Genomic DNA, 17,174 nt, shown 5'->3' with positions numbered 1-17,174 from the left:
GGTGTGGCCGCGTCATAAAGATCGAGGGAATGTCCGATGGCTTGGGATGGTTGGACGATCTGGCACACTGGTAGCTGACCATTTTGCGGTTCCGGTTCACGCCATGCGTGAAGGCGACCCGGCGGCCGCAGCCCGAAAGGACAGCAATGAAGAGCGACATCCACCCCGACTACCACGTGACGCAGGTTTCCTGCTCCTGTGGCAACTCGTTCACCACCCGTAGCACCGCGAAGAACGGCGTGATCCACGCCGACGTGTGCTCCGCCTGCCACCCGTTCTACACGGGCAAGCAGAAGATTCTGGACACGGGCGGCCGGGTGGCTCGCTTCGAGAAGCGCTTCGGCAAGAAGGCCTCCGGCAAGTAGCTCCACCGACGCCGACCTGGACGCACCCCCGGTGCGCCGGGTCGGCGTTGTCGGTGAAATGGCCATATTGCCAGACCTAGCAAGAAGGACCCACGGTGAACCTCGACGAGTTGCTCAAGGAGTATTCCGAGCTGGAGCTGCAGCTCGCCGACCCCGCCGTGCACGCAGACCAGAACAAGGCCCGCACCCTCGGCAAACGCTACGCCCAGCTCACGCCCATCGTCGGCACCTACCGCGAGCTGGAGTCCTCCCGCGAGGACCTGACCGCCGCCAAGGAGCTGGCCGGTGAGGACGAGGGGTTCGCGGCCGAGGCCGCCGAGCTCGAAGCGCGCATCCCGCAGCTCGAAGAGCGGCTCAAACACCTGCTCATCCCGCGTGATCCCAACGATGACAAGGACATCATCATGGAGATCAAGGCGGGCGAGGGCGGTGAGGAGTCCGCGCTGTTCGCCGGCGACCTGCTGCGGATGTATCTCCGCTACGCCGAGCGGCTCGGCTGGAAGACCGAGGTCATCGACAGCCAGCCCTCCGACCTGGGCGGCTACAAAGACGTCACGGTCGGCATCAGGGCCAAGGGCGACGAGGGCGTGTGGTCCAGGCTCAAGTTCGAGGGCGGTGTGCACCGCGTGCAGCGGGTGCCCGTCACCGAGTCGCAGGGCCGCATCCACACCAGCGCCGCGGGCGTGCTCATCTATCCGGAGGCGGAGGAGGTCGACGTCCAGATCGACCCCAACGAGCTGCGCATCGACGTCTACCGCTCCAGCGGTCCCGGCGGCCAGAGCGTCAACACCACCGACTCGGCGGTCCGCATCACCCACCTGCCCACCGGCGTGGTCGTCTCGTGCCAGAACGAGAAGAGCCAGCTCCAGAACAAGGAGTCGGCCCTGCGCATCCTGCGCGCCCGCCTGCTGGCCATCGCGCAGGAGCAGGCCGAGGCCGCGGCCCAGGCCGAGCGCAAGTCGCAGGTCCGTACGGTCGACCGCTCCGAGCGCGTACGCACGTACAACTTCCCGGAAAACCGCATTTCCGACCACCGGGTCGGCTTCAAGGCGTATAACCTCGACCAGGTTCTCGACGGTGAGCTCACCGCCGTGACCCAAGCCCTCATCGACGCCGAGATGGCGGAGAAGCTCGCACAACACTCATGACATTTCTGCTGGACGAGATCGCCCTAGCCACCGCCCGGCTGGCCGAGGCAGGTGTGCCTTCACCACGCACGGACGCGGAGGAGATCGCGGCATTCGTCCACGGCGTGCGCAGAAGCGAGCTCCACACCGTCAGGGACGGCGAATTCGACGCCCTGTTCTGGGAGGGCGTCGCCCGCCGCGAGGCCCGTGAGCCGCTGCAGCACATCACCGGGCACGCCTACTTCCGTTACCTGGAGCTCGCCGTCGGGCCCGGCGTGTTCGTGCCACGCCCCGAGACCGAGGTGGTGGCCGGCTGGGCCATCGAGACCCTGCGCGAGATGGACGTCACCGCGCCGCTCGTGGTCGACCTCGGCACCGGCTCGGGCGCGATCGCGCTGTCGATCGCCCAGGAGGTGGCGCTGGCCGAGGTGCACGCCGTCGAGGTCGATCCCGAGGCCTACACCTGGGCCAAGCGCAACATCTCCGAGCTCGGCCAGGGCCGCACGCACCTGCATCCGGAAGACCTCGCCTCCGCTCTGCCCGAGCTCAACGGCAAGGTCGACCTGGTCATCTCCAACCCGCCCTACATCCCGCCCGGCGCGATCCCGCGCGACCCCGAGGTGCGCGACTACGACCCGTCCAGGGCGCTCTACGGATCGGGCGACGACGGGCTCGGCGAGGTGCGCGCGGTCGAGCGCACGGCCCGCCGGCTGCTGCGCCCCGGCGGCTGGATGGCCGTCGAGCACGCCGACGAGCAGGGCAGGGCCGTCTACCTGACCTTCCCCGAGGACCACGGCTGGCGCGACGTGCGCCTGCGCCAGGACCTCACGCGAAGGGACCGCTTCGTCACCGCCAGACTCGGCCAGGACTAGGATGCACGCCGTGGGAAGACGTTATGACTGCTCCGACCTCGAGCAGCGGACCGAGGGTCTCACGGAGGCCGCGGCCGCCGTACGCCGCGGCGAGCTCGTGGTGCTGCCGACCGACACCGTCTACGGCATCGGCGCCGACGCCTTCACGCCGGCGGCCGTCACCGCGCTGCTCGACGCCAAGGGGCGGGGCCGTGACATGCCGCCGCCCGTGCTCGTGGGCACCGTCAGAGCCGCCACAGCGCTCATAGACGACCTCGGGCCGTACGGGCAGGATTTGATAGACGCGTTCTGGCCGGGGCCGCTCACGCTCGTCTGCAAGGCCAACAGGGCCCTTTCCTGGGACCTGGGTGACACCAAGGGGACGGTGGCCATCCGGATGCCGCTCCACCCGGTGGCGCTCGACCTGCTCAAGGAGACCGGCCCCATGGCCGTCTCCAGCGCCAACCGCTCCGGCTCGCCCGCCGCCACCACGGCGGAGGACGCGGAAGAGCAACTCGGCGACTCGGTCGCGGTCTACCTCGACGGCGGAAAGACCACCGACCACACGCCCTCCACCATCCTCGACCTCACCACCGCCGTGCCCCGGCTGCTGCGGCGCGGAGCCATCCCGGTGGAGAAGCTGCGCGGCATCATCGGTTACGTCGCCACTGACGACTGACGTATACCCGCTGCTTATTCCGGCTGCTATCGCGCTCGGGCCGTGATTACGGTGAGGCCCGGAGCGGTGATTCATCCGGGAGGGGCCCGTGGGCAAGTACGACGGCATGGATCCCAAGCTGGTCCGTGACCTGCTGGCCGAGGTGAAACACGCGGCCAGGCAGCTACGTACGGTCGAGGATCGGGTCCGGCTCGCCATGAGCCGGGCAGGTCTGTCCTCCCAGGCCACCCACCGTCCCGTCCAGGTCGCCGAGGCGGCCGACACGATGGTCAAGGACGTCAACGTCCGGCTGGAGACGCTGGAGAAACGGGCGGATCCGCCTCGGGCGGGCGACGAACCCAAGGACGTGCGGGAGGATCAGGACAGGTACGACAATCCGCGCGCCGACGGGGAGTCCCCTGGAAAGACCGGCGACGACCCGCCACCGAAGACGGGTGACGAGTCCCCGCCCAAGACGGGCGTCGAGCCGCCGTCGAAGGGCGACGAGTCCCCGCCCGAGACGGGTGCCGAGCCGCCGTCGAAGGGTGATGAGCAGCCTGGGGCGGGTGACGAGCCCAAGGACGTGCGGGAGGATCGGGACAGGTACGACAACCCACGCGCCGACGGGGAGTCTCCCGGAGATACCCGCGATGACCCGCCACCGAAGACGGGTGTCGAACCGCCGTCGAAGGGTGAGGAACCCCCGAAGGCGGATGTCGAGCCACCCTCCAAGGGCGACGAGCAGCCGGGAACGGGCGACGAGCCGAGCAAGGACCCCGACGGGAAAGTGTGCGACGACCCCGGGGACGACACCGGTGAGCAGCCCAAGGACGATGACTCGGGCAGCAGGCGCGACCGAGGGGCCGAGGCTGACGGCGGCGCGACCGACACCCCGGCCAAGGACGCGATCACCAAGCCGCAGGTCGTGGTGGTCGATGGGGTGAAGGTCCTGCAGGTGCCGCTCGACCCGCCGACGGCCGCCCAGTTGGAGGACATGCTCGAAAACCCCGACGCCGTGAAACCGGCCGAGATGCCGAGACTCCCCGCCGACGCCACGGACGCCATCACCTGGGCCGACGACGGGAGCGACGTGGTGTCCGCCACGGCGAACCCGCCCAACCTGGACGCGCTGCAGACGATCGTGGAGAACCACCGCGACATCGCACCCCAGGATCTACCGGACCTTGAGGTTCCGTCGGGAACGGCCTCGGACGGTGGCTCAACGGCGGAGGTATCGGACACCCCCACGGCCACCGACGGCACCTGCGACTCCGCCAAGGACACGCCCCCAGACGGCCGGTACCCGACCCCGGACCTCCCGACCAACGACACACCGACCCAGGACAGCGACCCCGGCCAGGGCGCAGGGCAAGGCAGCGGCACGGGTGGCGGCCAGGGCATCGGTGAAGGCCGGGACACGGGTGCCGGCCAGGGTGTTTGCGACGACCGGGGGGCCGGTGCCGATCAGGGTGCCGGCGGCGGCCAGGGGGCGGGTGACGGCCGAGGGTCGGGTGGCCGAGAGCCTGGTGGCCAGGGCGGCGGCGGTCAGGATACTGGCGACCAGGGGAGCGGTGGCCAGGGGAAGCCGGTCACGATCCCGCCGACCGAGCCCTCGGTCGAGACGCCCAACGGTGCCACGGACGACACACCAGGTACGGCGGCCGCGACACCAGGTACGGCGGCCGCGGCACCAGGTACGGCGGCTGCGACACCAGGTACGGCGGCTGCGACACCAGGTACGGCGGCTGCCGCTGAGTCGGGCTATGGGGCCGAGTCGGCATATGGGCCGGAAACGTGCGACGGCGGCGCGGTCGCCGACAAGCCGGAGGCGGGTGCTGGGGCCGAGGGTGAGCCTGTGACGCGCGGTGGGGCGAATGTGGCATACGACGTGACGACTGGAGACGGCGTGCGGGTGCAGGTTGCTTTCGGTGGAGAAACCGGTGGTGAGGCGGGGCCGGGCGTGGGGGTGTGGGCGGTCGACGGCAGCGAGGTCGTTTCCGTCGACGTCACCGCGCCCGGCCTGGACGCCCTCCAGACCGTGATCGAGCACCACCGCGACATCCAGCCCGCCGACATGCCCTCCGTCCAGATCCCGCCCGGCGAGTACGACGAGGGCGCATGGCCGCCAGGGGACGTCAGGCCGGACGGCCCGCCGGGTTCGGTCGGTCCGGGTTCGGTCGGTCCGGGTACGCCGGAGAGGAGCGCATGATGTACGCCGACCCGCCGGCCCCCCGCGAGAAGGAGACCGACGAGGTCCCCCCGATCAGCTCCGCCGGCCCCCTGGACATCCCCCAGCGCGCCTGGGAGTTCAACCCCGACTACCAGCGCCTGGTGGTGGCATGGAACACCGTGCTGCCGCAGCTCGAAACCCTCAAAACGGCCCTCGACAAGGCGTACGGCCTGGCCAAGAGCCCTCAGACCTGGGACGCCCCGGTGGGTGAGCGGTACATCCAGGACATTCACGAGTGGCGCACCAGGCTCGCCGCCTACCGGCACGCCGTGCTCACCACCATCAGCGACGAGGCGGCCGATACGCCGCGATGGATCCCGACGTCGGCCAACGCACCGCATGCCTTCCCATGAGATGAAATTTCCGGGCATCACCGGCATATGGGAGAAACGGGCATTAAGTCGTACAGTGGAGAAATGGGTGCAGAGCCCTCCTACGGTCCGGACTTCGGGCTGCTACAGAAGCAGGACCCCGAGATCGCGCAGATCCTGATCGACGAACTCGACCGGGTGCGCAGCGGGATCCAGCTCATCGCGAGCGAGAACTTCACCTCGCCCGCGGTTCTCGCCGCCCTGGGTTCCACCCTCACCAACAAGTACGCCGAGGGCTACCCGGGCAGGCGCTACTACGGCGGCTGCGAGGTGGTGGACCGGGCCGAGCGGCTGGCGGTCGACCGGGCGAAGCGGCTGTTCAGGGCCGAGCACGCCAACGTCCAGCCCCACTCAGGCGCATCGGCGAACCTGGCCGCCTACGCCGCGCTCCTGCAGCCCGGCGACACCATGCTGGCCATGGCCCTGCCGCACGGCGGCCACCTCACCCATGGCTCCAAGGTGAACTTCTCGGGAAGATGGTTCGACGTCGTGTCGTACGGCGTGCGTCGCGACACCGAACTCATCGACTACGACGAGGTACGCGACCTGGCCCTGCGGCACCAGCCGAAGCTCATCGTGTGCGGCGCGACCGCGTACCCGAGGCTGATCGACTTCACCGCCTTCCGCGGCATCGCGGACGAGGTGGGGGCGTGGCTGCTGGCCGACGTGGCGCACCCGATCGGGCTGATGGCGGGCGGCGCGATCCCGTCGGCGGTGCCGTACGCGGACGTCGTGACGATGACCACCCACAAGGCGCTGCGCGGGCCGCGCGGCGGCGCCATCCTGTGCACGGAGGAGCTGGCCAAGAAGATCGACCGGGCGGTGTTCCCGTTCATCCAGGGCGGGCCGCTCATGCACGTGGTGGCGGCCAAGGCGGTGGCGTTCGGTGAGGCGATGCGGCCGGAGTTCGCCGACTACGCCCGCCGGGTGATCGTGAACGCGCGGGCGCTCACGGACGCGCTGGCCGTGGACGGGATGCGGGCCGTGTCCGGCGGCACGGACACCCACCTGTCGCTGATCGACCTGAGCGCGCTGGGGGTGTCGGGGGCGGAGGCCGAGCGCAGGTGCGCGGCGGCCGGGATCACGCTCAACCGCAACGTGATCCCGTACGACGCGGAGCCCGCGACGATCACCTCGGGGATCCGCGTCGGCACGTCGTGCGTGACCACCCAGGGCATGGGGCCCCAGGAACTTGAGGAAGTGGGGACTCTGGTGAGCCGGGTGGTGCGCGATCCGGCCTGTGCGCAGGAGGTTCGGGAAAGAGTTTCGGCGCTTCTCGCCATCCATCAGCCATATCTCAGCGAATATTAAGCAGGTCTGTGTCGTTTTCCGGTCACAGCTGGCCGGAGCATCCGGGAAACTAGGTCCGTGCGCGAATACCTGTTCATGGCGCTCATCTCAGCAGCGGTGACCTATCTCCTGGTCCCGCTGGTGCGACGTTTCGCCATCCGCATCGGAGCCATGCCCGAGGTTCGCGAGCGCGACGTGCACACCACGCCGACGCCCAGACTCGGCGGCCTGGCGATGTACGGTGGCCTGGTCGTGGGCCTGCTGGTGGCCAGCCGGCTGACGCACACGGGCGAGGCGCTCGCGGAGTCCGACGCCAACGCGGTGACGGCGCTGATCGTGGCCGGCGGGCTCATCACGCTGACCGGGTTCCTGGACGACTGGTGGGGCATGGACGCCTTCATCAAGCTCGGCGGGCAGGTCGCGGCGGCCGGTGTGCTGGTCTTCTTCGACCTGCGGCTGCTCTACATCCCGCTGCCCCAGTCGTGGGGCGGCTCCACCAGCCTCGACAACGCGCTGAGCACGATCATCACGATCCTGATCGTGGTGGTGACCATCAACGCGGTCAACTTCGTCGACGGGCTCGACGGGCTCGCGGCCGGCATCGTCTGCATCGCCGCCATGGCCACGTGGGCTTACTCGATCTTCCTCGCGCAGAGCATGAGCGTCGGCAACATCACGACGACCGCCGCCATCGCCGCCGTCCTCATCGGCACGTGCCTGGGCTTCCTGCCGCACAACTTCCATCCGGCGAAGATCTTCATGGGCGACACGGGGGCCATGCTGATCGGCCTGGTGCTGGCCTCCTCCATCGTGACCGTGACCCCGCTCGACCCGGCCGCCATCGAGGACATGAACAAGGTCCCGGTGCTGCTCCCGCTGATGCTGCCGGCCGCGGTGCTGGTGCTGCCGCTCATCGACCTGATCACCGCCGTGGTGCGGCGCACCTCCCAGGGTCTGTCGCCGTTCGCGCCCGACCGCGGCCACCTGCACCACCGGCTGCTGGACATCGGCCACTCACACCGGCGTTCCGTTCTGATCATGTACGCGTGGGCGTTCCTGTTCGCCTTCGGCATGGTGCTGATGTCCCGCGAGGGCGTGCCCGTGCTGATGTTCCTGGTGGTCATCGTGCTGGCGCTGGCCGTGCTCGTCCTGATGGCCGCTCCGCGCTGGCGGGGCAAGGGCGGGGCCCACTCGGCGTCGCGCGGCAGCCAGCCCGACGACGACGGGCCGCCCACCGGGCCGATGCCGCCCATCCTGCCGGACACCCAGGTCAGAGGGCAGATGCCGCCCGCCGACGGGCCGTCGGCCGAGCGCGCGACCGCCGAGGGTAATCCGGTCATACCAGCCTTTCCGAGCCGTTCTTGATCGCGAACTAGAAACGGCAGGTAAAAGCGGTCTTCCGTGAGCTTGTGATATCTTTCACGAGCAGGGACTCCAGATGTACCGCTTCTGGAGGTAGCAAACGCTCGCTTGATAACTGGTAGATGGAGCACCGATGCAGGCCAACGACGTGCGCGTACTCAAGAGCGCCGCGATTCCGACCTTCGCGGTCGGACTGGTCGCCGTGATCGTCGCGCTCCTGGTCGCCGGTGGCAAGGGAGCGCTGGGCGCGGGCATCGGCACCTTGCTCGTCGGGGTTTTCTTCAGCGTCAGCGTGGTAGCGGTGTCCTATGCCGCCCGCGTCTCACCGCAGATGATGGCGATCGCCGCGATGGTCAGCTACCTCGTCAAAGTCGTCGCCATCATGATCGTGCTGAGCGTCTTCGGCGACACGACCGCCTGGAACCCCAAGGCGTTCGCCTGGACGGTCGTCATCTGCACGCTGGTGTGGACGGCCTTCGAAGTACGCGCCTTCATCAAGACCAAGATGCTTTACGTCGACCCCGAAGCCAAGGTCCCCGGACAGGGCGACTCATGAGGCTGGTTCACGGACGGGGTCCGATATGACTAGTCCTCTACTCGCCTGCTATCGTCGGGGCCGCGATGAGCGCACAGGAACGCCGACCGGAAACAGACGGTCGCGACTTCGCCGACGCCATGTGGTCGATCCCCAGCATGTTGCTCGCAGGGATGGCCATCTATGGCGGACTCGGGTGGTTGCTGGACCGCTGGCTAGACATGTCCGCGTTCTTTCCCATAGGCACCGTCCTGGGGTTGGTGCTTGCCGGCTATCTGGCCTACCGGAAGTTCTCTCGCTAGTCCGACGTAGCGAAAACTCCGCCGAGGAAACCCTTGTGATCCACTACGACGTTGAAGGGAACGCCGCGTGATTACGCTGACGGCCCCAGCCCCAGGCGAGTTCGGGGCGCCGACGCCCAACGAACTGTTCGACCTGCCCCCGATCATCGCGGGGGTCGAATGGTTCACCAAGCCGGTTCTGCTGGCGCTCCTCAGCGCGGTCCTGGTGATCGGCCTTTGCTGGGCGGCCTTCTCCAAGCCCAAGCTCGTGCCCCGGGGCATGCAGAACGTCGTCGAATACGGCTACGTCTTCGTCCGTGACCAGGTCGCCCGCCCCTTCCTGGGCAAGGACTCCGACCGGTTCATGGGCCTGCTGGTGACGCTGTTCTTCCTGGTCCTGGTCTGGAACCTCATGGGCGTCGTGCCCATCGCCCAGTTCCCCGTTGCTTCGCACATCGCCTTCCCCGCGGTGCTCGCGATCTCCATCTACGTGCTCAAGCTCTACCTCGGCATCAAGCACCAGGGCTTCGGCGGCTACTTCAAGAACATGATGTTCCCCCCCGGGCTGCCGAAGCCGATCTACCTGCTGCTGTCGCCGATCGAGTTCCTGTCGAACATGATCATCGCGCCCTTCACGCACGCGGTCCGACTCTTCGCGAACATGTTCGCCGGGCACATGCTGCTGGCCTTCTTCAGCATGGTCGGCTTCTGGTTCCTGTTCGAGAAGCTCACGCCGCTGGGCGCCGGTGTCGGTGTGGTCGGCGTGGTCATGACGATCATCTTCACCGGTTTTGAGATCTTCATCCAGTTCCTGCAGGCATTCCTCTTCGCGATGCTGGCATCGATGTACATCGGTGGCTCCTTGCACGCAGAACACTGAGAACCACATACCGGAATATCCATGACCGGTGAGACTCCACTTCACCGGCCGTCCAGTAAAGGAATAACAGCAATGAGCGTTCTCGCTGAGGTCTCCGGCAACGTCACCGCCATCGGTTACGGTCTCGCCGCCATCGGCCCCGGCATCGGCGTCGGCATCATCTTCGGTCAGGGCGTGCAGGCCATCGCCCGCCAGCCGGAGGCTTACGGCCTGATCCGCCAGAACATGCTCCTCGGCTTCGTCCTCACCGAGGCCCTCGCCCTGATCGGTCTGGTCGCCCCGTTCCTCTTCGCGAACCTGTAAAGGCCGGAAGAATCCCTGACGAAAGGCTGCACCCATGACTATGGCAGCTACGCTCCTCGCGGCGGAGGAGGGTGAGTTCAACCCCCTTATCCCGCACACGTACGAGCTCGTCGTCGGTATCTTCGCGTTCCTCGTCGTCTTCTTCGTCGTCGGCAAGATCCTCGTTCCGCGCATCCAGAAGACTCTGGCCGAGCGGACCGACGCGATCGAGGGCGGCATCAAGAGGGCTGAGGAGGCGCAGGCCGAGGCTCAGGCCCTGCAGAAGCGTTACGCCGAGCAGCTCGAAGAGGCTCGTCGTGACGCGTCCCGGCTGCGCGAGGAAGCTCGCGAGCAGGCCGCCCAGATCAAGGCCGAGCTCCGCGAGGAGGCGCAGGCCGAGGCCCGTCGTCTCGTCGAGGCCGCGCACGCGCAGATCGAGGCGGACCGCCAGGCGGCGTTCTCGCAGCTCCGCTCGGAGATCGGTCGCCTGTCGACCGACCTGGCCGGCCGCATCGTCGGCGAGTCGCTCGAGGACGAGGTCCGGCAGAGCCGCATCGTGGACAGGTTCCTCGACGAGCTTGAGAACAGCAACGCGCAGGCGGTGCGCTGATGCGCGGTATGAGCAGGGCTTCGCTGGCCGAGGTCGAAGAGCGGTTCAACGCGGTCGCCGGCAGTGCGTCCCTCGGTACGCTCTCCGACGATCTGTTCGCGGTCGCGGATCTGCTCGACCGTGAGCACGGCCTGCGTCGCGCCCTGTCCGACCCGGCCAGGAGCGCTGAGCAGAAGGCGCAGGTCGCGCGCTCGCTGCTGCAGGGCAAGGTCGTCGACGCGGCCCTGGCCACCTCCGAGGCCGCGGTCTCGGCCAGGTGGTCGCGCGCCGGCGACCTGGCCGACGTGCTCGAACGGCTCGGCGTCGTCGCCGCGGCGGCGGAGGCGGAGAGCCACAGCCGGCTCGACGAGGTGGAGGACGAGCTCTTCCGCTTCGGCCGCATCGTCGCCGCCAACCCCGAACTGCGCCGTGCGCTCGCCGACGCGGGCGCGCCCGAGGAGGGCAAGCGCGAGCTGCTGCGCGACCTCCTCGACGGCAAGGTCGCCCCGACCAGCCTGCGGTTGATCACGCAGCTGGTGGTGCACCCACGCGGGCGTAGCCTGGAAGTGGGCCTGGAGGAGATCAGTCAGCTCGTGGCCCAGCAGCGCCAGCGCCTCGTGGCGGTGGTGCGCAGCGCGGTCGAGCTGACCGGAGCGCAGAGAGATCGCCTGGCGGCGTGGCTGCGCACCTCGTTCGGCCGTGACGTGCACCTGAACGTCGAGGTGGACAAGCGAGTGCTCGGTGGGTTCTCGGTCCGCATCGGCGACGAGATCATCGACACCACCATTGTGGGACGAATCGAAGAAGTCCGCCGCCGGTTGGCCGGCTAAGGCGAATAGGGAGACAGAGTAGAGATGGCGGAGCTTACGATCCGGCCGGACGAGATCCGGGACGCGCTTGAGCGCTTCGTCCAGGCGTACGAACCGGAAGGCGCCGCGCGCGAGGAGATCGGGACCGTCGTCGACGCCGGCGACGGCATTGCCCATGTCTCCGGCCTTCCCTCGGCGATGGCTAACGAGCTGCTCGAGTTCGAGAACGGCACGCGCGGTCTGGCACTTAACCTCGACACCCGCGAGATCGGTGTCGTTGTCCTGGGCGACTTCAGCGGCATCGAGGAAGGCCAGACGGTCCGCAGGACGGGCGAGGTCCTGTCCGTGCCCGTCGGCGACAACTTCCTCGGCCGCGTGGTCGACCCCCTCGGCAACCCGCTCGACGGCAAGGGCGCCATTGAGGCCGAGAGCGTACGCGCCCTCGAGCTGCAGGCCCCCACGGTCGTCCAGCGGCAGCCCGTGAAGGAGTCGCTGGCCACTGGCATCAAGGCGATCGACGCCATGACGGCGATCGGCCGTGGCCAGCGCCAGCTCATCATCGGCGACCGCGGCACCGGCAAGACCGCGATCGCCGTGGACACGATCCTCAACCAGCGCGAAAACTGGGCCTCTGGCGACCCCGCCAAGCAGGTGCGCTGCGTCTACGTCGCGGTCGGCCAGAAGGGCTCGACCGTCGCGCAGGTGCGTGCCCGCCTGGAGGAGGCCGGCGCGATGGAGTACACCACCATCGTCGCCGCTCCCGCCTCCGAGGCCGCCGGCTTCAAGTACATCGCGCCCTACGCCGGCTCGGCGATCGGTCAGCACTGGATGTACCAGGGCAAGCACGTCCTGATCGTCTTCGACGACCTGACCAAGCAGGCGGACGCCTACCGCGCCGTTTCTCTGCTGCTGCGCCGTCCGCCGGGCCGTGAGGCGTTCCCCGGTGACGTCTTCTACCTCCACTCCCGGCTGCTGGAGCGCTGCGCCAAGCTCTCCGACGACCTGGGCGCCGGCTCGATGACGGGCCTGCCGGTGATCGAGACCAAGGGCAACGACGTCTCGGCGTTCATTCCGACCAACGTCATCTCCATCACCGACGGCCAGGTCTTCCTTGAGACGGACCTGTTCAACGCGGGTGTGCGCCCGGCCATCAACGTCGGTGTGTCGGTGTCCCGAGTCGGTGGTTCCGCTCAGTCCAAGGCCATGAGGAAGGTCGCGGGCACGCTGCGTCTGTCGCTGTCGCAGTACCGTGACCTCGAAGCCTTCGCGGCCTTCGCCTCCGACCTGGACGCCGCCTCCAAGGCTCAGCTCGAGCGCGGGCAGCGTCTGGTCGAGCTGCTCAAGCAGGCCCAGTACAGCCCGTTCTCGCTTGAGCGCGAGGTGGCCTCGATCTGGGCGGGCACGACGGGCGAGCTGGACGAGGTGCCGATCGAGGACGTCCGTCGCTTCGAGCTCGAGTTCCTGGACTACATCCAGTCGTCGCACAAGGGCATCTTCGACACGATCCGTGAGACCAGGGAGCTGGTCGACGACACGGTGACCGCCCTCAAGGACGCCATCACGGAGTTCAAGAAGGGCTTCACCACCTCCTCCGGCGAACTGCTGGTCAAGGACGAGCCGGTGGCGCCCCTCGGGGCTGATGAGGTCGGCCAGGAGAAGATCAAGAAGGTCGTCCGGTCGGCGGAGAAGAAGTAGGTCATGGGTGCCCAGCTAAGGCTGCTGCGGCGGCGGATCAGCTCGGTCAAGTCGACCGCGAAGATCACGCGCGCCCAGGAGCTCATCGCCTCTTCACGGATCGTGAAGGCGCAGCAGCGGATGCAGGAGGCGTTGCCGTACGAGCGCGAGATCACTCGCGCCGTCACGGGCGTCGTCAGCAACGCGGCCAGCGTCGACCATCCACTGACCGTGGCCAAGGACAACCCGACCAAGGCAGGCGTCCTCGTCGTCACCAGCGACAGCGGCTTCTGCGGCGGCTTCAACGCCAACGTGCTGCGCGAGGCCGAGGCCCTGCGCGGCCTGCTGGAGGGCCGCGGCATGACCGTGGTGCCGTTCGTCACCGGGCGGAAGGGTGTCACCTGGCACACCTTCCGCAGCCGGGAGATGGGCGGTAGCTGGACCGGGTTCTCCCGTAAGCCGGCCTACGCCGACGCCAAGGAGATCGCGAACACGCTGATCGACTCGTTCAAGGACGACAACGGGATCGACGAGATCCACATCGTCTCGACCGAGTTCGTCTCGATGCTGACGCAGAACGTCGTGGTCAAGCGGGTTCTGCCGCTGGAGGTCGAGGAGACCGAGGCGACGGAGTCCACCGTGATCCCGCCGTACTTCGAGTTCGAGCCGACCGCGGGCGACGTACTGGAGTCGCTGCTGCCGCGTTACGTGGAGTCGCGCATCTTCACGGCGCTGCTCCAGTCCGCGGCCTCGGAGGAGGCCGCGCGCCGGCGCGCGATGAAGTCCGCGACCGACAACGCCAACGAGCTGATGCGGGTGCTCACCCAGCAGATGAACCAGGCTCGCCAGGCGGAGATCACCCAGGAAATCAGCGAGATCGTCGGTGGCGCCAACGCGCTCGCTGACGCCGCAGCGGGGAAAGAGTGAAATGACTGCAGAGGCTGTAGAAACTGTAGAAGCCCCCGCGGCCGGCACTGGCCGCGTGGCACGCGTCACCGGCGCCGTTGTCGACGTGGAGTTCCCCGTCGACGCGATGCCCGAGATCTATAACGCGCTCAAGGTCGAGGTGACCCTCGGCGGCGAGACCAAAACCCTGACGCTCGAGGTCGCCCAGCACCTGGGTGACAACCTCGTCCGCGCCATCTCCATGCAGCCCACCGACGGCCTGGTCCGCGGTCAGGCCGTGGCCGACACCGGCAACCCGATCTCGGTGCCCGTCGGCGACGTCGTCAAGGGTCACGTGTGGAACGCTCTGGGCGAGACCCTGGACGTCCCGACCTCCTCCCTCAAGATCGAGGAGCGGTGGGGCATCCACCGGCCGTCCCCGCCCTTCGACCAGCTTGAGTCCCGCACGGAGCTGCTGGTCACCGGCATCAAGGTCATCGACCTGCTCACCCCGTACGTGCAGGGTGGCAAGATCGGCCTGTTCGGCGGCGCCGGCGTGGGCAAGACCGTTCTGATCCAGGAGATGATCCGCCGGGTCGCCCGTAACTTCGGTGGCACCTCGTGCTTCGCCGGTGTGGGCGAGCGCACCCGTGAGGGTAACGACCTGTGGCTGGAGATGGAGGAGGCGGACGTCCTCAAGGACACCGCGCTCGTCTTCGGCCAGATGGACGAGCCGCCGGGCACCCGTCTGCGGGTCGCGCTGTCGGCGCTGACCATGGCGGAATACTTCCGCGATGTGCAGAAGCAGGACGTGCTGCTGTTCATCGACAACATCTTCCGCTTCACGCAGGCAGGCTCCGAGGTCTCGACCCTGCTCGGCCGTATGCCGTCCGCCGTGGGTTACCAGCCCACGCTGGCCGACGAGATGGGTGTGCTCCAGGAGCGCATCACCTCGACGCGTGGCCACTCGATCACCTCCATGCAGGCGATCTACGTGCCCGCGGACGACATCACCGACCCGGCCCCGCACAACGCGTTCGCGCACCTCGACGCGCAGACCGTTCTTTCGCGGCCGATCTCGGAGAAGGGCATCTACCCCGCGGTGGACCCGCTCGACTCCACCTCCCGGATTCTCGACCCGCAGATCGTCGGCGAGGAGCACTACCGGGTGGCCCAGGAGACCAAGCGGATTCTGCAGAAGTTCCGCGAGCTCCAGGACATCATCGCGATCCTCGGTATCGACGAGCTCTCCGAAGAGGACAGGGTCACCGTCCAGCGGGCCCGCCGCATCGAGCGATTCCTGTCGCACCCGATGTACGCGGCCGAGGCCTTCACCGGCCAGCCGGGCGAGACCGTGCCCCTCGACGAGACCATCGCCTCCTTCAAGGGCCTCTGCGCGGGTGAGTACGACCACCTGCCCGAGCAGGCGTTCTACATGGTCGGTGGCATCGAGCAGGCCATCGCGAAGGCCAAGGAACTCGAGCGTCGCTAATCGCCTACGGTGGTGGTGCGGTCGCTCCATGACCGCACCGCTACCTGATCGGAAAGGAACCTACAGAAGTGGCGAAGCTACGCGTAGGGGTTGTCTCACCCGAGCGTGAGATCTGGTCGGGCGAAGCCGACATGGTGATTGCCAAGACCGTGGACGGCGAGATCGGTATTATGCCGCAACACGCACCTGTGCTCGGCGTCCTCGTCGAGGGCGGCGTGTTGCGCATCAAGCGGGAAGGCGAGGGCGATCTCGCGGCGGCCGTGCACGGGGGTTTCATCTCCGTGGCCGACGACGAGGTGTCCGTGCTCGCCGAGGTGGCCGAACTCGGTTCCGAGGTCGACGTCGCCGCGGCCCGTGACGCTCTCGACCGGGCCCAGGCCTCGATCGAGGCCAATCAGGAAGACGCCGACGCGGCGATCGAGGCCAAGCGTGCCAAGGCTCGGCTGCGCGCGGCGGGCGAAGAGGTTTAATACAATAAAGCGGGCTCAGGGGGCGGCATGATAGCGACGGTTGTGTTTCTCGTACTACTTGCCGCCCTTCTCGTGTTGCGCTGGGTCACGCTGGCCCGCTCGCGCGGGCATGTGCCCTGTCGACTTCGGGTGGGGGAGCGCGGCTGGCAGAGCGGAGTAGCTCGCTATGCCGACGGAGAGCTCCATTGGATCCCGTTCTTGGGCGTCCGACTCAGGCCGCGCCACGCGATCGCGAGGCGCGGCCTCGTCGTATCCGCCCGGCGTGAGATCGACGGCGGGTTCTACGCGGTGGACTTCGAGGGGACCACGCGCGGGGTGTCGCTCGCGATGAGCGCCGACGCTCTCACGGGGTTTCTGGCGTGGCTGGAGTCGGCCCCGCCCAGCGCCTACCTCGACGTCGCCTAGCGGTCTTCTCCCGGTGAAAGGGTCAGCGGGTGGCGCCGGGTTTCCAGAGGATCTCGTTGCCCGCGTGGGCGACCCGGCAGGCGATGAAGAGCAGGTCTGACAGGCGGTTGAGGTAGGTCGCCGTCAGTGGGTTGATGTCGTCGTGGTCCTGGAGCGCCGCCCAGGTCGTGCGCTCGGCCCTGCGGACCGTGACGCGGGCGACGTGCAGCGCCGCCGTGGCGGGGTCACCGCCCGGCAGGATGAAGCTGCGCAGCGGCTTGAGGTCGGCGTTGAGGCGGTCGCACTGCTCCTCCAGCCGGTCGATGTACGACTGCTCCACCCGCAGCGGCGGGAACTCCGGGTTTTCGACCACCGGCGTGGCCAGGTCGGCCCCCAGGTCGAACAGCTCGTTCTGCACCCGGACCAGCACCCCCACGAGGTCGGCGGACAGGGTGCCGTGCGCGAGCGCCAGCCCCAGGTGGGCGTTGGCCTCCTCCACGTCGGCGTAGGCCGCCAGCCGGGTGTCGGTCTTCGAGGTGCGGCTCATGTCGCTCAGCGCTGTCGTGCCGTCGTCGCCGGCGCGGGTGTAGATGCGGGAGAGAACGACCGGCTTGTCCTTGTCGGCGCGCGTCATGGCCC

20 protein-coding genes are annotated in these 17,174 nt (G+C 68.2%); 19 read left to right on the top strand and 1 reads right to left on the bottom strand.

The features are described 5' to 3' along the window. Positions 1 to 146 precede the first annotated feature (146 nt). From rpmE to C4V41_RS12445, 19 genes are all read left to right on the top strand, one after another. Positions 147 to 365, top strand: coding sequence for a 50S ribosomal protein L31 (rpmE, locus tag C4V41_RS12535; RefSeq protein WP_103956002.1), 219 nt, complete (start codon positions 147 to 149; stop codon positions 363 to 365). 95 nt (positions 366 to 460) lie between these two features. Beyond that, on the top strand, positions 461 to 1,513 hold the full coding sequence (prfA, locus tag C4V41_RS12530; RefSeq protein WP_103956001.1) for a peptide chain release factor 1: 1,053 nt from the start codon (positions 461 to 463) through the stop codon (positions 1,511 to 1,513). Beyond that, a complete protein-coding gene (gene prmC, locus C4V41_RS12525) occupies positions 1,510 to 2,364 on the top strand; it encodes a peptide chain release factor N(5)-glutamine methyltransferase (RefSeq protein WP_103956000.1) in 855 nt (284 codons plus the stop codon). The genes prfA and prmC overlap by 4 nt, the downstream gene beginning before the upstream one ends. 10 nt (positions 2,365 to 2,374) lie before the next feature. Then, positions 2,375 to 3,022: an L-threonylcarbamoyladenylate synthase gene (locus tag C4V41_RS12520; protein WP_103956527.1), complete on the top strand. Its 648-nt coding sequence runs from the start codon at positions 2,375 to 2,377 to the stop codon at positions 3,020 to 3,022. Positions 3,023 to 3,110: 88 nt separating this feature from the next. Next, the gene (locus C4V41_RS12515) at positions 3,111 to 5,210 is read left to right on the top strand and encodes a hypothetical protein (RefSeq protein ID WP_103955999.1); all 2,100 of its coding nucleotides are present in this window, start codon (positions 3,111 to 3,113) and stop codon (positions 5,208 to 5,210) included. After that, positions 5,207 to 5,584: a hypothetical protein gene (locus tag C4V41_RS12510; RefSeq protein WP_235030083.1), complete on the top strand. Its 378-nt coding sequence runs from the start codon at positions 5,207 to 5,209 to the stop codon at positions 5,582 to 5,584. The genes C4V41_RS12515 and C4V41_RS12510 overlap by 4 nt, the downstream gene beginning before the upstream one ends. 63 nt (positions 5,585 to 5,647) lie before the next feature. Then, positions 5,648 to 6,913, top strand: a complete 1,266-nt coding sequence (locus C4V41_RS12505) for a serine hydroxymethyltransferase (protein ID WP_103955997.1) — start codon at positions 5,648 to 5,650, stop codon at positions 6,911 to 6,913. Between the two features lie 57 nt (positions 6,914 to 6,970). Next, complete coding sequence (locus C4V41_RS12500; RefSeq protein ID WP_103955996.1) at positions 6,971 to 8,257, top strand: glycosyltransferase family 4 protein; 1,287 nt, start codon at positions 6,971 to 6,973, stop codon at positions 8,255 to 8,257. Positions 8,258 to 8,387: 130 nt separating this feature from the next. Further along, the gene (locus C4V41_RS12495; protein ID WP_103955995.1) at positions 8,388 to 8,810 is read left to right on the top strand and encodes a hypothetical protein; all 423 of its coding nucleotides are present in this window, start codon (positions 8,388 to 8,390) and stop codon (positions 8,808 to 8,810) included. A gap of 65 nt (positions 8,811 to 8,875) precedes the next feature. Next, on the top strand, positions 8,876 to 9,091 hold the full coding sequence (locus C4V41_RS12490) for an AtpZ/AtpI family protein (RefSeq protein ID WP_235030082.1): 216 nt from the start codon (positions 8,876 to 8,878) through the stop codon (positions 9,089 to 9,091). A gap of 67 nt (positions 9,092 to 9,158) precedes the next feature. Continuing rightward, entirely contained in the window at positions 9,159 to 9,950 is a 792-nt protein-coding gene (atpB, locus tag C4V41_RS12485; protein WP_103955993.1) for a F0F1 ATP synthase subunit A, read from the top strand. A 72-nt stretch (positions 9,951 to 10,022) separates the two neighbouring features. After that, positions 10,023 to 10,253, top strand: coding sequence for an ATP synthase F0 subunit C (gene atpE, locus C4V41_RS12480; protein ID WP_103955992.1), 231 nt, complete (start codon positions 10,023 to 10,025; stop codon positions 10,251 to 10,253). 34 nt (positions 10,254 to 10,287) lie between these two features. Next, a complete protein-coding gene (locus C4V41_RS12475; RefSeq protein ID WP_235030081.1) occupies positions 10,288 to 10,842 on the top strand; it encodes a F0F1 ATP synthase subunit B in 555 nt (184 codons plus the stop codon). Next, the gene (locus C4V41_RS12470; RefSeq protein WP_103955991.1) at positions 10,842 to 11,651 is read left to right on the top strand and encodes a F0F1 ATP synthase subunit delta; all 810 of its coding nucleotides are present in this window, start codon (positions 10,842 to 10,844) and stop codon (positions 11,649 to 11,651) included. The genes C4V41_RS12475 and C4V41_RS12470 overlap by 1 nt, the downstream gene beginning before the upstream one ends. Positions 11,652 to 11,675: 24 nt before the next feature. Continuing rightward, positions 11,676 to 13,325: a F0F1 ATP synthase subunit alpha gene (atpA, locus tag C4V41_RS12465; protein ID WP_103955990.1), complete on the top strand. Its 1,650-nt coding sequence runs from the start codon at positions 11,676 to 11,678 to the stop codon at positions 13,323 to 13,325. A 3-nt stretch (positions 13,326 to 13,328) separates the two neighbouring features. After that, positions 13,329 to 14,231, top strand: coding sequence for a F0F1 ATP synthase subunit gamma (locus C4V41_RS12460; protein ID WP_103955989.1), 903 nt, complete (start codon positions 13,329 to 13,331; stop codon positions 14,229 to 14,231). 1 nt (position 14,232) lies between these two features. Beyond that, positions 14,233 to 15,681: a F0F1 ATP synthase subunit beta gene (gene atpD, locus C4V41_RS12455; RefSeq protein WP_103955988.1), complete on the top strand. Its 1,449-nt coding sequence runs from the start codon at positions 14,233 to 14,235 to the stop codon at positions 15,679 to 15,681. 68 nt (positions 15,682 to 15,749) lie between these two features. Then, a complete protein-coding gene (locus C4V41_RS12450; RefSeq protein ID WP_103955987.1) occupies positions 15,750 to 16,151 on the top strand; it encodes a F0F1 ATP synthase subunit epsilon in 402 nt (133 codons plus the stop codon). Between the two features lie 27 nt (positions 16,152 to 16,178). Beyond that, positions 16,179 to 16,556, top strand: coding sequence for a DUF2550 family protein (locus C4V41_RS12445; RefSeq protein ID WP_103955986.1), 378 nt, complete (start codon positions 16,179 to 16,181; stop codon positions 16,554 to 16,556). Between the two features lie 22 nt (positions 16,557 to 16,578). Here C4V41_RS12445 and C4V41_RS12440 read toward each other — a convergent pair whose 3' ends face one another. Beyond that, positions 16,579 to 17,169, bottom strand: coding sequence for a cob(I)yrinic acid a,c-diamide adenosyltransferase (locus C4V41_RS12440; RefSeq protein WP_103955985.1), 591 nt, complete (start codon positions 17,167 to 17,169; stop codon positions 16,579 to 16,581). Positions 17,170 to 17,174: the final 5 nt, after the last annotated feature.

It is taken from the genome of Nonomuraea solani (genome assembly GCF_900108335.1).
Classification (GTDB): domain Bacteria; phylum Actinomycetota; class Actinomycetes; order Streptosporangiales; family Streptosporangiaceae; genus Nonomuraea; species Nonomuraea solani.
The sequence above is the reverse complement of the archived record's forward strand: the minus strand, read 5'-3'. Positions and strand labels throughout refer to the sequence as shown.

Bases quoted from the DNA above. Each gene is read 5' to 3' on its own strand.
- prmC (WP_103956000.1), top strand. From the start codon at position 1,510: ATGACATTTCTGCTGGACGAGATCGCCCTAGCCACCGCCCGGCTGGCC.
- C4V41_RS12445 (WP_103955986.1), top strand. From the start codon at position 16,179: ATGATAGCGACGGTTGTGTTTCTCGTACTACTTGCCGCCCTTCTCGTG.
- rpmE (WP_103956002.1), top strand. From the start codon at position 147: ATGAAGAGCGACATCCACCCCGACTACCACGTGACGCAGGTTTCCTGC.
- atpE (WP_103955992.1), top strand. From the start codon at position 10,023: ATGAGCGTTCTCGCTGAGGTCTCCGGCAACGTCACCGCCATCGGTTAC.
- C4V41_RS12505 (WP_103955997.1), top strand. From the start codon at position 5,648: ATGGGTGCAGAGCCCTCCTACGGTCCGGACTTCGGGCTGCTACAGAAG.
- atpD (WP_103955988.1), top strand. From the start codon at position 14,233: ATGACTGCAGAGGCTGTAGAAACTGTAGAAGCCCCCGCGGCCGGCACT.
- C4V41_RS12470 (WP_103955991.1), top strand. From the start codon at position 10,842: ATGCGCGGTATGAGCAGGGCTTCGCTGGCCGAGGTCGAAGAGCGGTTC.
- C4V41_RS12440 (WP_103955985.1), bottom strand. From the start codon at position 17,169: ATGACGCGCGCCGACAAGGACAAGCCGGTCGTTCTCTCCCGCATCTAC.
- C4V41_RS12490 (WP_235030082.1), top strand. From the start codon at position 8,876: ATGAGCGCACAGGAACGCCGACCGGAAACAGACGGTCGCGACTTCGCC.
- atpA (WP_103955990.1), top strand. From the start codon at position 11,676: ATGGCGGAGCTTACGATCCGGCCGGACGAGATCCGGGACGCGCTTGAG.
- C4V41_RS12495 (WP_103955995.1), top strand. From the start codon at position 8,388: ATGCAGGCCAACGACGTGCGCGTACTCAAGAGCGCCGCGATTCCGACC.
- C4V41_RS12510 (WP_235030083.1), top strand. From the start codon at position 5,207: ATGATGTACGCCGACCCGCCGGCCCCCCGCGAGAAGGAGACCGACGAG.
- C4V41_RS12460 (WP_103955989.1), top strand. From the start codon at position 13,329: ATGGGTGCCCAGCTAAGGCTGCTGCGGCGGCGGATCAGCTCGGTCAAG.
- C4V41_RS12475 (WP_235030081.1), top strand. From the start codon at position 10,288: ATGACTATGGCAGCTACGCTCCTCGCGGCGGAGGAGGGTGAGTTCAAC.